This window comes from Sinomonas cyclohexanicum, assembly GCF_020886775.1.
GTDB classification, from domain to species: Bacteria; Actinomycetota; Actinomycetes; order Actinomycetales; family Micrococcaceae; genus Sinomonas; species Sinomonas cyclohexanicum.
The window spans coordinates 1,555,858-1,569,792 of the sequence record NZ_AP024525.1; the positions used below are offsets into that span (position 1 = coordinate 1,555,858).

A 13,935-nucleotide genomic window follows, 5' to 3' on the forward strand; every position below is an offset into this window, starting at 1 on the left:
TTCAGGAGGAACGACATGCAGGAGCAGCAGCTCGGCCCCGGGAACGCAGCCCGGCCCCCAGTCTTCCCAGCGTGTCGGTGCTGCGGCCCAGTCCTCGGGGTCCTGACATGAGCACGATGCCTTCACCGGGGAGGCCTTCGCCCGCAGCCGCCGACTTCTCCGCCTTCACGTGCGAGTGCAGGCTGGCCGTGGCGGACCCCAGCGTGCTGGGCCCGGCGCTCGCCCGCCTCACCGGCTTCCTCGACAGAGTCGACGAGGCTGCGAGCCGCTTCCGGCCCGACTCGGAGATCAACAGGCTCCAGCGCGCCGGCGGCGGCGATCTCTCGCCGCTCCTCGCCCGGCTCCTCGCGGCCGCACTCGACGCGGCCGAGCGCAGCCATGGGGACGTCGTCCCCACCCTCGGCAGCGAGCTCTCCCGCCTTGGATTCGGCCCGGCATGCGCACCGACGGAGGAAGTGACGCACGCGAGCCTCGAGCGGCCCCTGGTGCCGACCCTCATTCCCGCCACGAGCTGGCGGCACATCGAACTCGACGGGCGCACGCTGAGGCTCCCGCGCGGCGTCGCCCTCGACTTGGGTGCGACCGCGAAGGCCGCTGCCGCGGATATCGCCGCCCGTGACCTGCACGAGGCGTTCGACACGTCCGTCCTGGTCTCGCTCGGCGGTGACATCGCCACGGCCGGGAACGAGCGGTGGGAGGTCCTGGTCCAGGACCTCCCAGATGACCCCGCGTCACAAGTGAGCCTGACCGGCGGATGGGCGCTCGCGACGTCGAGCACCCAGAAGCGCCGCCGCGGGCTCGGCGCCGCGTCGGCCCACCATATCCTCGACCCTTGGACGTCCCTCCCCGCGCCGGCCGCGTGGCGCAGTGTCTCCGTCGCGGCCCCGGACTGCGTGAGCGCGAACATGGCGAGCACCGCCGCCGTGGTGCGCGGGCCCGGGGCCGTGGGATGGCTGCGCGGGCTGGGGTATCCCGCGCGTCTCGTGAGGGCCGATGGGGGCGTCCTCGAGCTCAATGGCTGGCCCGCAGAGCCGGAACACCACCTCGCGGCGGGAGCGGCCCGATGAACGAGATCATGTGGGCCTTCGGCCGGGCGAGCGGGGTCGTCTCGCTGGTCCTGTTCACCATGGTCCTCGTGCTGGGCATCATCAGCCGCTCCGGCCGTGAGTTCGCGGGCCTGCCGCGCTTCTCTGTGGCGCTCGTGCACCGCACCGTCTCCCTCATCGCCTGCACCTTCCTCGTGCTCCACGTCGGGACCCTCATGCTCGACTCCCACGCCCAGCTCACGCTCGCCGACGCGGTCATGCCCTTCGTCGCAGGATGGAACCCGTTCTGGGTGGGCCTCGGCACGGCGGCGCTCGATGTCGCGCTCGCGGTCATCGTTACCGGGCTCCTGCGCCGACGCATCGGCCAGCGCGCGTTCCGCGCCGTCCACTGGGCCGCCTACGCCATGTGGCCCTTGGCGTTCGCCCACGCCCTCGGATCGGGCACCAACGTCGGGGACCTGTGGTTCCAGGCGCTCGCCTGGGCCTGCGCAGGGTCCGTGGCGTGCGCCGCCGTCTGGCGCATGAGCAGCCGATTTGCTGAGACGTCCGCCGCCCGGCTCGGGCGCGTCTGAGGAGGAGACCATGTCTGGGACGATGACAGAGATGACCATGGACCTGCCAGCGCTGGGAACCGGCCGGCTCTTCGCCGCCGAGGGTTACACGCGCGGCGACCACGAGGCCGCCTATGGGCGCCGGCCCGAGGGCTGGACGCGCGAGGCGCTGCTCGGCGAGCTCGAGGCCTCGGGCCTCGTGGGCCGGGGCGGTGCTGGCTTCCCCGCGTGGCGCAAGATCTCCTCGACGGCCGGCCGCGCGTCGATGACCGGGGCTCCCGTCGTGATCGCCAACGGCGCCGAGGGCGAGCCCCTCAGCCGCAAGGACGCTGCGCTGCTGCAGAACGCACCCCACCTTGTGCTCGACGGGCTGCTCACGGCCGGTGACGCCGTTGGGGCCTCACAGTTGTTCCTGTATGCGCCCGCCGAGTCGCTGGGCGCGGTGAGGCAGGCCGTCTCGGAGCGCAAGGACGCTCGCCGCATCAAGCTCGTCGAGGCGCCCCACACGTTCGTCTCCGGCGAGGCCTCCGCGGTCGTCAACGCCCTCGAGACGGGCGTGGCACTCCCGCGCGACACGACGACCCGGCTCAGCACGAGCGGCTACCGCGGGCGCCCCACACTGCTGCACAACGTCGAGACGCTGGCACAGCTCGCGCTCGTTGCACGGTACGGCGCCGGCTGGTTCCGCGAGGCGGGCACCCGCGAGGACCCCGGGACGAGGCTCGTCAGCCTCTCCGGCGACGTTCCGCGGGGTTCGGTCCTCGAGGTCAGCGGCGGCGCGACGCTGAGCCAGATCCTCAGGCTCGGCGGAGCGGAGCCGGCCGCAATCGCAGCCGTCCTCGTGGGCGGCTTCCATGGTGCCTGGGTTCCACGCGACGCGTTCGACCGGCCCATGACAACGGCCGGTTTGGCCCGCTACGGTGCCCGGCCCGGCGCCGGCATCCTCATGGCCGTGGCGAACGGCAGCTGTGCGCTCACGGCCTCCGCGCCGATCGCGAGGTACCTCGCCGACAGTTCGGCCCAGCAGTGCGGGCCCTGCATGTTCGGCTTGCCCGCGATGGCGGCCGTCGTGGAGCGCATCGCCGCGGGGGAGCGGACGCCATGGCTTGCCTCCGAGGCGGACCGGCTCGCCGGCCTCGTCACCGGGCGGGGAGCCTGCCGCCACCCGGACGGTGCCGCGGGATTCGTGCGGAGCACCCTCGCCGTGTTCCGGGACGACGTCCGTGCCCACCTCGACGGCTGGTGCTCGGCAGGAACGGGGCGTGCCTCATGAGCCGGACCCAGCTCGAGCTGCACATCGACTTCACGCGCTGTGAAGGGCGCGGCCTCTGTGCCGAGCTGCTTCCCGAACTCCTCACCCGGGACGACTGGGGCTACCCGGTAGGCCGCGGCGGGCGCGACGTCGTCGTCCCCTCGGCGCTCGCGGCGGCGGCGCAGGACGCCGTCGACATGTGCCCGGTCCAGGCGCTCCTGCTGCGGCGCGTCAGCCGTGCATGACCGGCCTCAGCCCCGCATGACCTCGTTGCGCGCCTTCATGTACTCCTCGAGCGAGATCTTCTGCTCGGAGAACTGCCTGTCGAGCTCGGCGAGGCGCCGGGCACGGTAGCCCTGGGGTGAGTCGTCTGGCGCCCCCGGAGCGCCCGACGGCGACGCCTCGGGCTGGGCCTGTGGCCTCGCCTGCGGCGTGGGCTGGCCGGGGAACCCGGGCGGGAGCGGCTGCTGCCACCAGGGCGCCTGCGGATTGGCCGGCGCGGTGCTCTGGCCCTCGGGGAGCTGGCCCTGCGGGGGCTGGCCCTGCCTCGGCGGCGGCGCGGGCTGGGTCTGCTGCGGTGCCGGGTACTGGGGTCCCGGGTACTGGTTTCCGGGGTATTGGCCGTACTGGTCGCGTCGCCCCTGCTGGTAGGGCGGCCGGCCGCCCCGCTGTCCCTGCTGGCCGACCTTCCGCATGACGAACGGAATGACCCACCCGAGGACCACGACCCAGAAGATCCAGCTCATGGTTCCAAGCCTACGCGGATTGCGCAGGGGAAATGCTGGGTGTCAGCTGGGCTCTCCCGAGCCGAGCGGCATGCCCGCGCCGAAGACGGGCTCCGCCGTCGGCCGCTTCGCCGAGACGCCGTCCCCGCTGGACTTGTGCCGCAGCCTGCGGATCACCCAGGGCACGAAGAACTCGCGGGCCCACACGAGGTCCTCGGTGCGGGCCGCCCGCCACGTCCGGGTGGGCATCGGGCTCGGCTCCATCGGCTCGAGTCCGTGCCGGACGTTGAGCGCCTCGAGCGCCATGATGGCGATCGTGTGGTGGCCGAGCGGGGAGAAATGCAGCCGGTCGGTGTCCCACATCTGCGGGTCGGAGAGCTGGCGCAGCGCCCACATGTCCGCCACCACGGCGTCGTGCCGCGCCGCGACCACCCGGAGGTTCTCGTTGTAGGTGGCGACCTTGCCGCGGATGGCCGAGAGCACCGGGGTCGAGCCGATGTCGGGTCCGTTGAACAGCAGCACCGTCGCGCCGGCGTCCGCGAGGCGTCCGACGGCGGCGTCGAGCCTGAGTGCGAGCGCGTCGGGATCGCTCCCGGGCCGGAGCAGGTCGTTGCCTCCCGCCGAGAGGGACACGAGGTCGGGGTGCAGCTCGAGGGCCGGTTCGAGCTGCTCGTCGAGGATCTTTGCGAGGAGGCGGCCCCGGATCGCGAGGTTCGCGTAGGCGAAGTCGTCCGTGCCGCGGGAGAGCTCCTCCGCGAGGCGGTCCGCCCAGCCGCGGTGGCGGCCGGGATTGCCGGGATCCGGATCTCCGATGCCCTCGGTGAAGGAGTCGCCGATGGCCACGTAACGGTGCCATGGGTGGAGATGGCCGTCCGGCAGGCCCGATCCCGTGTGCTTCGTCTCCGTCGTGTCGGTCACGGAAACCATTATGCGCCGAGGCGAATACGTCCCGCTACTGAGCGGTAACCTGACATGGCCTTCAGTTTGCCCTTCCCAACCTGCGCGCCGCTGGCTACTGTGGCGCCATGCTCTTCGATGGCATCACCTCCCGACGCGTCCCGACGGCACGCTACGACGCCCAGATCCTCGAGCGCGCCTCGGACGTGCCCGGGGCCGCCGACGCCCCCGCCGTCGTGTTCGTCCACGGCAACGTCTCCTCCTCGCTGTTCTGGCAGCAGGCCATGCTCGACCTCCCTGAGGGGTTCCGCGCGGTCGCGGTGGACCTGCGGGGCTTCGGTGGCAGCGAGACCCTCCCCGTCGACGCGCGCCGCGGCCTCGCCGACTACAGCGACGACCTCGCTGCGGTCGTGGAGACGCTTGGGCTCTCGGTGCCGCACCTCGTGGGCTGGAGCATGGGCGGCGGCGTGGTCATGCAGTACGCACTCGACCACCGCGTGGCCTCGCTGACGCTCCAGGCTCCGGTCTCCCCCTACGGCTTCGGCGGCACCGCCGGGCTGGAGGGCCGGCGCCTCACCCCGGACGACGCCGGGACCGGCGCCGGCGGCGCCAACCCGGACTTCGTTGCCCGTCTGAGGACCCAGGACGCGACGGCGGACGCGCCCACCTCGCCGCGGAACGTGTACCGCACCACCTATGTGCACCCCGGATTCGAGTCCCCGCACGAGGACGTCTGGGTGGCCTCGATGCTGACCACCGCGATCGGCGACGGGAACTACCCGGGCACGTCCACGCCGTCGTCCTCATGGCCCGGCTTCGCGCCGGGCGAGTCCGGGGTGCTCAACACGATGACCCCGGGGCACCTCAACCTCTCCGGGATCGTGGACCTGGACGAGAAGCCGCCGATTCTGTGGATCCACGGGGACGCGGACGCGATCGTCTCAGACGCCTCGATGTTCGACCTGAACTGCCTGGGCCAACTCGGCGTGATCCCCGGATGGCCGGGGGCCGAGGCCGCGCCGCCGCAGCCGATGGTCTCGCAGACGCGGCACGTGCTCGACGCGTACCGGGCGGCCGGGGGTGCGGTCGCCGAGGTCGAGCTGCCCGGCTGCGGCCACTCGCCGCACCTCGAGTTCCCGGACAAGTTCAACGACGCGCTGAGGAGCCATCTCGCCGCGTGATGGCCCGCACATAGTTGAAGTATCAACTATGTGCCACAATGGGAACATGACTGAAGCCCCCGCCGACGCCCAGCGAGCCAACTACCCCGCCCACTACCCGGACCATGTCGCGCTCTGGAGCCGGCCCGAGGACGAGCGGGCCGGCACCCCGCTCATCGTCCTCTTCCACGGCTACGGCTCCAACGAGGCCGACCTCATGGGGCTGGCCGGGTACTTCCCGGAGGAGTTCACGGTCGCGTCCCTGCGGGCGCCCCAGATGCTCGCGCCGGGCGCCTACCAGTGGTTCCCGATCATCGGAACCCCGGAGTTCTCCCTCGGCGCCGTCGAGGCGGCCACCGAGTATGTCCTCGCGTGGCTCGACACCGTGCGTGCGCAGCACACCTCGGTCACTGTGCTCGGCTTCTCCATGGGCATGGCCATGGCCACCTCCGTGGTGCGCCGCCGCCCGGGTGACTTCGCCGCCGTCGTGGGCCTGTCCGGGTTCGCCGTGGACCCTGCGTCCGCAGGGAAGGGAGCAGCCGGGGAGCCCGGGTATGGCTACTTCCGCGATGCCGAGCTCGACGGGACGCTGCCGATGTTCTGGGGCCGCGACCAGGCCGATCCGGTGATCACCCCGGACAAGGTCGAGTACACGATGGGCTGGGTCCGCGGCCACGTCGACCTGACGAAGGTCACCTACCCGCGGATCGCGCACAGCATCAGCGGTCCCGAGATCGCCCACGTCAAGGAGTTCCTCGAGATGGCGGTCCTCAAGGGCTGAGGTTCGGGAAGGGCTGAGGCTCGGGGCGCGGCGGCTCCTCGCGGAAGCGAGGGTCAGCCGCGGGCGACCAGGCGCACGCGCTGCCCGTTGACCTCGACGACGTCGCCGATGCCGAGCTGGCGGCCGCGCCGCTCCTCGATGTCCCCATTGACCTTGACGAGTCCGTTGCGGATCAGCTCCGTGGCCTCGACCCCGTCCTCGACGAGCGAGGCGAGCTTGAGGAGCTGGCCCAGACGGATGGTGCCCTCGCGGATCTCGACCGTTTCCTCGTTCGCATTCATGCCGCCCACTCTAGGGTCGGTAGTCTTAGAACCGCACACCCGACGGGCCGCACCCAGCGGCCTGACACTACGGAGGACTCCCCTTGGCACCCAAGACCGCACTGGACTCGATCGTCTCCCTGGCCAAGCGCCGTGGATTCGTCTACCAGGCGGGTGAGATCTACGGAGGCTCCCGCTCGGCCTGGGACTACGGCCCCCTCGGGGTCGAGCTCAAGGAGAACATCAAGGAGCAGTGGTGGCAGACGTTCGTCCGCGGCCGCGAGGACATGGTGGGCCTCGACTCTGCGGTCATCCTCCCCAAGCAGGTCTGGGAGGCCTCGGGCCATGTCGCGACCTTCACCGATCCGCTCGTCGAGTGCCTCCAGTGCCACAAGCGGCACCGCCAGGACCACCTCATCGAGGCATACACGGCCAAGAAGGGCCGCGAGCCCGAGAACGGCATGGCGGACATCACGTGCCCTGACTGCGGCACCACCGGCAAGTGGACCGAGCCGCAGATGTTCTCGGGCCTCATGAAGACGTTCCTCGGCCCCGTGGACAACGCCGAGGGCCTGCACTACATGCGCCCCGAGACGGCCCAGGGCATCTTCGTGAACTTCAACAACGTCGTCACCACGAGCCGCAAGAAGCCGCCGTTCGGCATCGGCCAGATCGGCAAGGCGTTCCGCAACGAGATCACCCCGGGCAACTTCATCTTCCGCACGCGCGAGTTCGAGCAGATGGAGATCGAGTTCTTCACCGCGCCGGCAGACGCCGACGCGTGGTTCAAGCACTGGGTCGACGCGTGCTGGAACTGGTTCATCGACCTGGGCATCAACCCCGACAACATGCGCAAGTTCGACGTCCCCGAGGACGAGCGCGCGCACTACTCGGCCGGGACGATCGACATCGAGTACAAGTTCGGCTTCCAGGGCAACGCGTGGGGCGAGCTGATGGGCATCGCGAACCGCACCGACTTCGACCTGGGCAGCCACTCGAAGGCCTCCGGCCACGAGCTCGCGTACTTCAACCAGGCCACCAACGAGCGCTACATCCCGTACGTCATCGAGCCCTCGTTCGGCCTGACCCGCTCGATGATGGCGTTCCTCGTGGACGCCTACACCGAGGACGAGGCCCCGAACACGAAGGGCGGCGTGGACAAGCGCACTGTGCTCAAGCTCGATCCGCGCCTTGCGCCCGTCAAGGCCGCCGTGCTCCCGCTCTCCCGCAATGAGGACCTCTCGCCCAAGGCCCGCGATCTGGGTGCCGAGCTGCGCCGGCACTGGAACATCGAGTTCGACGACGCCGGGGCCATCGGCCGCCGCTACCGCCGCCAGGACGAGATCGGCACGCCGTTCTGCATCACCGTGGACTTCGACACCCTCGAGGACCAGGCGGTGACCATCCGCGAGCGCGACACGATGTCCCAGGACCGCGTGGCTCTCGATAAGGTCACCGGCTACCTGTTCGAGCGGCTCGGGAAGTAGGGCCTGCACCGAAGTGGACGCCGAACGAGGAAGGCACCGTGGCTGAGCTGACCTACAGGCCCTGGCGCGAGGGCGACGACCGCATCCTCCTCCAGCTGTGGGGCGATGCCGAGGGCACCGCCGCGGAGCAGTTCCGCGGCGCGTTCGGCCCGGACGCCGGGGGAGCGCACGACGCCGCTCCGTCGCCGGGCGCTGGCACGTCACCTGCCGCCGCCCCGCCGCGGCCGTGGAGCCGCTGCATCGTCGCCGAGGACCAGGGCATCCCGGTCGCCGCCGGCGTCGTGTATGAGGCGACGCTCCACCCCGAGCGGCTGTGGGCGTACGTCGAAGTCGCGCGGGACCACCGCCGGTCCGGCGTCGGCACCGAGCTCCTGCGGCGGCTGCGCGAGGCGGCCCAGGCTCGGTCAGGCGTACCCGGGACCGGCGTGTCCGGGTCGGTGAGCCTCCGGTCCAAGGTTGCCGACGGCACCCCGGGCGCCGAGTTCGCCCGCGCGAACGGGTTCACCGTGCTCCAGCGCTCCCGCGAGGTCCTCGTGCGGCCGGGCACGCTCAAGCTGCCCGTCTTCGGCGACGGGACGGATACGGACGGCTCCTCGCCCCTCGTCGAGGATCTGGCGACCGGCTCGGTCGAGCTGAGCGACGCCGTCGGGCGCTACTACGCCGAGGTGCACAAGTGGGATCCGCCCGCGCCGATCAGCGTGGGGCTCGCTCAGCAGCTGTTCCTCTCCGACGCGGCGGGCGCCCACGGCGCCGTCGTGCTCCGTGCGCCCGCGGCGAGCGCGTTCGGTGCGGGCGTCGCCCCCGCGAAGAAGGGGAAGCTGCGGGCCTTCGCGGTGAGCTACGCCGGCCCGGAGAGCGCTGCCGCCGAGGCGCCGAGCGAGGTGCTGCTCGGGCACGAGACGCGGCTTGAGCCGGAGGACGCCGCGGATGCCGTGCGGGGGCTCCTCGCCCTCATCGCGTACCAGCATCCCGTCCGGCTCGAGGTCGAGGACTCGATGACGGCCCTCCGCGCGGCCGTCGAGCCCCTCCTCGCGGCCGGGCTGGCTGAGCAGGTCGGCCCGGACCGTCTCACCGTCGGCGACTGAGAGCGGTCACATCTTGTCGCGGTCCGGGCGCAGGCCGTTCACGGCGTCCTGGGCGTCCCAGATGTCCCGCTCAGCCTCCGTGGGCGCGCCGCCGCCGAGCTTCGCCGGGACCCACCACGCCCCGGCGGGATGTCCGAGCGGGAAGTCGAGCGACGCGACATCGACCGCCTCCTGCATCGCCGCCTGGAGCCGGCGGGCCGCGTCCTCGGCGTCCGTCGTGACGGAGAGGTCCACGGCCGCGCCGAAGTGGATGCGGATGGGAGCCCTCCACAGGTCGGCGAGCGACCCGCTGCCGTGCTTTGCCGTGACGCCGTGGCCACGGGTCATGATGCGGTGGCCGCCCCACACCCCGACAGGGACGAGCGGGACGCCCGTCTCACGGGCCATGCGGACCGCGCCGGTGTGGCATCGACGCACCGTGAAGCTGCGGCTCACGCCCGCTTCTGGGAACAGCGCGATGCTCCAGCCGGCGTCGAGCATCGAGAGCGAGGCGTTCAGGCTCGCGTGGTTCGGACCGCCCACGACGGCGAGCCCGCCGCACGCCGTGATCGCGGCACCCAGGACGCGGCTGCGGTAGGGACGTGGGCCCACGAGGAATCGCAGCCGGTCGTAGCGGTGTGCCCACCACAGCAGCGCCACCGGCACAAAGTCCAAGTAGCCGAAGTGCGTGATCGCGAGGACCACCTGGCCCGCCGGAACGGTCTCGAGGCCGCTCGGGATGACCTCGACCCGGAACAGGCTCTGCAGCCCGTCGAAGACGCGCCGGGCTGTGTCGTACAGCCACAGGCTCCCGGGCTGGAGCCGAGGGGGCCTGAGCCGTCGACGGGCCTTGCGCGGTGTCGCCATGGGCTCACCCTACCGGCGCTCCGCGCGGGGGCCATGACATCTGCCATGGGGCGCCGGTGACGGATGTGCCGGGGCCTCGCTCATGTTTCGGCGCGACACGCGCAGGGTCTGACTGGCACAGTGTTCTCCATGACACCGCACGACGACGGGCGCGCCCGCGCGGACTTCGGCGACGAGCAGCGCGCGGCGCGCTCGTTCCGGCTGCTCGGGCTCGTGTTCGCGTCTATCTGGCTCGTCTGGCTGCTTCAACCGCTCGTGGCGGCGATGGAGCGCATCGGTACGGTCCGGGGCGCGGTCGGGCTCGTCTCCGTGGTGGCGTTCGCTGTGGTGTATGTGTGGCAGTTCAGCCGCCGCGGCAGCTTCATGGGTCCCGAGCGACCCGGCACGGCCGCTCAGGCGTGGGGCGGGTACGCGGCCATGGCGGTGCTCAGCATGGTCTGCGTCACGGCGCTCGGCCAGACCGGATCCACACCGTTCGTGTTCCTCGCGATTGCAGGCATGTGGACCATGCCCCTCGCGTGGGCCATGGCCGTCGGTGCCGTGCTGGCCGGCGCCTACGTTCTCGCGTGGAACATTGTGCCCGGGTGGTACCAAGACGTCGGCACCCTCGTCGGCATGGGGATGGGGATTGTGGCCGTCGGCCTCAGCCGGATCGCGGTCCTGCGCCAGCGGGACCTCGGGCAGGCCCGCCGCGAGAACGCCCGGCTCATGGTCGAGGAGGAGCGCACACGGTTCGCGCGCGACCTGCACGACATCCTCGGGCACTCGCTCACTGTCATCACGGTCAAGGCCGAGCTCGCCCGGCGGGTGGTCGACACCGACCCGGAACGCGCCAAGGCCGAGCTCGACGACCTCGAGCGACTCTCCCGCGACGCCCTCGCGGACGTGCGCCGGGCCGTGGACGGATACCGCGAGATCTCCCTTCCCGGCGAGCTGGCCCGGGCGCGTGCCGCGCTTGCCGCCACGGGCATCGAGGCCGAGATCCCGAGGGCCACCGACGCCGTGCCCACCCCTGCCCGGGAGCTGTTTGCCTGGGCCATCCGGGAGGGCATCACGAACGTGCTCCGGCATTCCGGGGCCACGCGGTGCGAGATCCTCCTCGGCACCACGTCGGTGACGATTGCCGACGACGGCGGCGGCCGTGCGCCGTCGTCCGCCTCCGCTTCCCGGAGCGGAGAACCCGGCGGCGCCGCGGGCCCCGGGCATGGCCTCGTGGGCCTGCAGGAGCGCGCCCGGGCACTCGGCGCGACCGTGGAGACCGGCCCCGGGCCATTGGATGGCTTCGCGCTCACCGTCCGCCTCGGTGCCGGGCCCGCAGCGGGGAAGACGGGGAAGACAGGGACCACTGCATGAGCATCCGCGTGCTGCTGGCCGACGATCAGGCCCTCGTGCGGGGCGCGCTCGCCGCGCTTCTCGACCTCGAGCCGGACATCGACGTGGTGGGGGAGGCCGGCGACGGCGCCGAGGCCGTCGCGCTGGCAGCGACGGCGGCGCCCGACGTCGTGCTCCTCGACGTCGACATGCCCGTCAAGGACGGCATTGCCGCGTGCTCCGAGATCACCCGCCTCGTGCCCGGGAGCCGGGTGCTCATGGTCACGACGTTCGGCCGGCCCGGTTACCTTCGCCGGGCCATGCAGGCGGGCGCCTCAGGCTTCGTGGTGAAGGACACGCCGGCTCGGCAGCTGGCAGAGGCCGTACGCCGCGTCGCCGCGGGGCTGCGTGTCGTCGACCCCTCGCTCGCGGCCGAGTCGCTCGCGGCGGGGGATAGTCCCCTCACCGACCGCGAGACCGAGGTGCTGCGCGAGGCCGCCGGAGGCGCGACGGCCGCGAGCATCGCGCGGAGCCTCTTCCTGTCAGAGGGAACCGTGCGGAACTACCTCTCGAGCGCGATCGGTAAGACGGGCGCGGCGACGCGCGCCGAGGCGGCTCGGATCGCCGAGGAGAACGGCTGGCTGCTCTGACATTTGTCATGCCCAAGGCGTGACACGCGTGTGGGGGACGAGCGGCGGTCCCGCGGAACCATGGAATCAGGCCGCACGGAAGCGGCACTCTCCCCACAAGCACAGATCAGGAGCCCACCCCATGTTCTCCGTCCTCAGCTTCGCCAACGTGGTCCTCGCCGTCGCCGCCATTGCGTGGGCGGTCGTCCGCCAGTTCATGACCGCGCCGGTCGGGGCGTTCAGGCTGCGCGTCTTCGTGGTCCTCGGCGCCGTGGGCCTGTGGCAGGTCGCCAGGCTCGTGGACGCGGGGGGCCTGAGCGCGGCCGACGGCGTCGCGCTCGTCGTCTCCCTCGCGAGCGCTGCTGGCTTCGGCTGGCTCCGTGGCCGTTCCGCGCGGGTCTGGGCGCACGACGGCGTTGTGTACCGCCGCGGCGGTTGGCCGGTGGTCGCACTGTGGGCGGCCGGGCTGGCCGTCCATGTCGGTATCGACGTCGCGGCCACGGTCGCCGACGGAGCGCACGGCCTCGGCCAGATGGGTGCAGCGTCGATCATGCTGTACCTCGCCGTCACGCTCGGTGCCCAGGCCCTTGTGGTCAGTCAGCGTGCCCAGCACGCACGTGGGACGGAGGCCTCGCCCTACGAGAAGGCGCTGCTTCACTGACCCCCTCGGGATCCCCGCGTCGACTTGTCGCCGCGTCGACTTGTGCACATAGAGCCCCCGGCTGCCGTGGTTCTCCACATAGGGCGGCCGGGGGCTGCCGCGCCGGACTGGCCCTCCGTAGCGTCGGGATCAGGCGGCCGAGCAGGCGCCGGATCCTCCGCGAGGACAGCACCTTGCGGGGCAGGACGAGGACGAGAGCGGGGATCGTATGGGCAAGGCACAGCGCAACCGGGGAGCAGCCAGGCTGGCGCCGGAGGCGGGGGGATCGGGTGCAGGCCAGCCCCGACCTGATCCTCGAGGAGAGCGGGCGGACCCGCACCTTCCGGGGTTCAGCGTGCGGCAGGCCGACTGCCTGAGACGCCACGTCGCGGACGCGGCGCGCGGACTTGGGTTCCGGACGAGGGACCGGGGGACGCACATCGTCGTCATGGGCGGACCGTTCACCGGCGCGGGCGCCCAGATCGGCTTCTCGACCATCGCGAGGGAAGCCCTGAGGATCCGGGAGGCGGAGTGGGAGCCGATGGTGGCGGCCATCGTGGGGCAGCTTCTCGGCGCGGCGGTGCAGGGGGCCATGGGGCCGGGCAGCCTCGGCTACGCCGGGCAAGCGCTGCGCGAGCGCCTCTTCCCGCGGTTTGTCGCGCCCGACCGCATGGCCCCGGGCCAGCTCGCCGAAGACTACACGTACTCGAGGGACGTGGGAGGACTGCCCCTCATCATGGCGATCCGCCGTGAGCAGACCTCGATGTACGTCGCAGACAATCATCTGGCCAAGGCGGGAGGCCTTGAAGCGGCTTGGGGGGCCGCCGAGGCCAACCTGTTCGCCGGGGGTCTCGGCAAGGGCGAGGCGTTCATGAGGGACGGCCATGCCATCCTGCTGCTCGAGTCCGAGCATCCGCGCCAGGCCTCCTGGCTCGCGTATCCCGATCGACTCATGGAGCACTTCGGCATCGATCCGGGCCCGCTCGGGGTGTTCTTCAGCGTCCCTGCGCTGCGGATGATCACGTTCAGCATGAGCGAGGAGACGATGAGCCTCACGGGTGTCAGGTCCATGCTCGAGATCACTTCGATCCTCGCCAAGGACGAGGTCGCTCCCCTGAGCCCGCACGTGTACTGGTGGCGTCCGGGTGATCGGATGCAGGCGGCGACCTCGTTCGAGGATGGTCAGCTCGCACTGACGCTCCCGAAGAGCGTCATGGAGGTGATCGCCGGCCCCGACAGCGGGGCGCGGGAGGTGGCGTGAACGC

The 13,935-nt window shown here is 71.7% G+C and carries 16 protein-coding genes; 12 read left to right on the top strand and 4 right to left on the bottom strand.

Annotated features, from left to right (window positions below):
• Positions 1-107 precede the first annotated feature (107 nt).
• Genes SCMU_RS07450 through SCMU_RS07465 form a run of 4 tightly spaced genes read left to right on the top strand, consistent with a single transcriptional unit; the run spans position 108 to position 3,094 of the window.
• Positions 108-1,067 carry an FAD:protein FMN transferase gene (locus SCMU_RS07450; protein WP_229232384.1) on the top strand — a complete coding sequence of 320 codons (960 nt, stop codon included), beginning with the start codon at positions 108-110 and terminating at the stop codon, positions 1,065-1,067.
• A complete protein-coding gene (locus SCMU_RS07455) occupies positions 1,064-1,618 on the top strand; it encodes a ferric reductase-like transmembrane domain-containing protein (RefSeq protein WP_229232385.1) in 555 nt (184 codons plus the stop codon). Before SCMU_RS07450 ends, SCMU_RS07455 begins: the two co-directional genes overlap by 4 nt.
• A 10-nt stretch (positions 1,619-1,628) precedes the next feature.
• Positions 1,629-2,870, top strand: a complete 1,242-nt coding sequence (locus tag SCMU_RS07460) for an NADH-ubiquinone oxidoreductase-F iron-sulfur binding region domain-containing protein (protein ID WP_229232386.1) — start codon at positions 1,629-1,631, stop codon at positions 2,868-2,870.
• Complete coding sequence (locus SCMU_RS07465; protein ID WP_229232387.1) at positions 2,867-3,094, top strand: ferredoxin; 228 nt, start codon at positions 2,867-2,869, stop codon at positions 3,092-3,094. Before SCMU_RS07460 ends, SCMU_RS07465 begins: the two co-directional genes overlap by 4 nt.
• Positions 3,095-3,100: 6 nt before the next feature.
• On the opposite strand, the gene SCMU_RS07470 is transcribed toward SCMU_RS07465, so the two are convergent.
• Together SCMU_RS07470 and SCMU_RS07475 are read right to left on the bottom strand one after the other, a co-directional pair.
• A complete protein-coding gene (locus SCMU_RS07470) occupies positions 3,101-3,595 on the bottom strand; it encodes a hypothetical protein (protein ID WP_229232388.1) in 495 nt (164 codons plus the stop codon).
• A 42-nt stretch (positions 3,596-3,637) separates the two neighbouring features.
• Complete coding sequence (locus SCMU_RS07475; protein ID WP_443020234.1) at positions 3,638-4,492, bottom strand: SGNH/GDSL hydrolase family protein; 855 nt, start codon at positions 4,490-4,492, stop codon at positions 3,638-3,640.
• Between the two features lie 107 nt (positions 4,493-4,599).
• Between SCMU_RS07475 and SCMU_RS07480 the strand changes: the two genes are divergently transcribed.
• Both SCMU_RS07480 and SCMU_RS07485 read left to right on the top strand, forming a co-directional pair.
• Positions 4,600-5,652, top strand: a complete 1,053-nt coding sequence (locus SCMU_RS07480; RefSeq protein WP_229232389.1) for an alpha/beta fold hydrolase — start codon at positions 4,600-4,602, stop codon at positions 5,650-5,652.
• A gap of 46 nt (positions 5,653-5,698) precedes the next feature.
• Positions 5,699-6,412, top strand: coding sequence for an alpha/beta hydrolase (locus tag SCMU_RS07485; RefSeq protein ID WP_229232390.1), 714 nt, complete (start codon positions 5,699-5,701; stop codon positions 6,410-6,412).
• A 53-nt stretch (positions 6,413-6,465) separates the two neighbouring features.
• Here SCMU_RS07485 and SCMU_RS07490 read toward each other — a convergent pair whose 3' ends face one another.
• Entirely contained in the window at positions 6,466-6,693 is a 228-nt protein-coding gene (locus SCMU_RS07490) for an RNA-binding S4 domain-containing protein (protein ID WP_229232391.1), read from the bottom strand.
• Positions 6,694-6,776: 83 nt separating this feature from the next.
• Here SCMU_RS07490 and SCMU_RS07495 point away from each other — a divergent pair, with 83 nt between their 5' ends.
• Together SCMU_RS07495 and SCMU_RS07500 are read left to right on the top strand one after the other, a co-directional pair.
• Complete coding sequence (locus SCMU_RS07495; protein ID WP_229232392.1) at positions 6,777-8,159, top strand: glycine--tRNA ligase; 1,383 nt, start codon at positions 6,777-6,779, stop codon at positions 8,157-8,159.
• 38 nt (positions 8,160-8,197) lie between these two features.
• Positions 8,198-9,244, top strand: coding sequence for a GNAT family N-acetyltransferase (locus SCMU_RS07500; protein ID WP_229232393.1), 1,047 nt, complete (start codon positions 8,198-8,200; stop codon positions 9,242-9,244).
• A gap of 6 nt (positions 9,245-9,250) precedes the next feature.
• Here the strand turns inward: SCMU_RS07500 and SCMU_RS07505 are convergent, their stop codons facing one another.
• Positions 9,251-10,090 carry a lysophospholipid acyltransferase family protein gene (locus SCMU_RS07505; protein ID WP_229232394.1) on the bottom strand — a complete coding sequence of 280 codons (840 nt, stop codon included), beginning with the start codon at positions 10,088-10,090 and terminating at the stop codon, positions 9,251-9,253.
• 129 nt (positions 10,091-10,219) lie between these two features.
• Here SCMU_RS07505 and SCMU_RS07510 point away from each other — a divergent pair, with 129 nt between their 5' ends.
• The 4 genes from SCMU_RS07510 (at position 10,220) to SCMU_RS07525 (ending at position 13,931) form a co-directional block, all read left to right on the top strand.
• Positions 10,220-11,443, top strand: a complete 1,224-nt coding sequence (locus SCMU_RS07510; RefSeq protein ID WP_229232395.1) for a sensor histidine kinase — start codon at positions 10,220-10,222, stop codon at positions 11,441-11,443.
• A complete protein-coding gene (locus tag SCMU_RS07515) occupies positions 11,440-12,051 on the top strand; it encodes a response regulator transcription factor (protein ID WP_229232396.1) in 612 nt (203 codons plus the stop codon). Before SCMU_RS07510 ends, SCMU_RS07515 begins: the two co-directional genes overlap by 4 nt.
• Before the next feature lie 121 nt (positions 12,052-12,172).
• Entirely contained in the window at positions 12,173-12,691 is a 519-nt protein-coding gene (locus tag SCMU_RS07520; protein ID WP_229232397.1) for a hypothetical protein, read from the top strand.
• A 427-nt stretch (positions 12,692-13,118) separates the two neighbouring features.
• Complete coding sequence (locus SCMU_RS07525; protein ID WP_229232398.1) at positions 13,119-13,931, top strand: hypothetical protein; 813 nt, start codon at positions 13,119-13,121, stop codon at positions 13,929-13,931.
• Positions 13,932-13,935 lie beyond the last annotated feature (4 nt).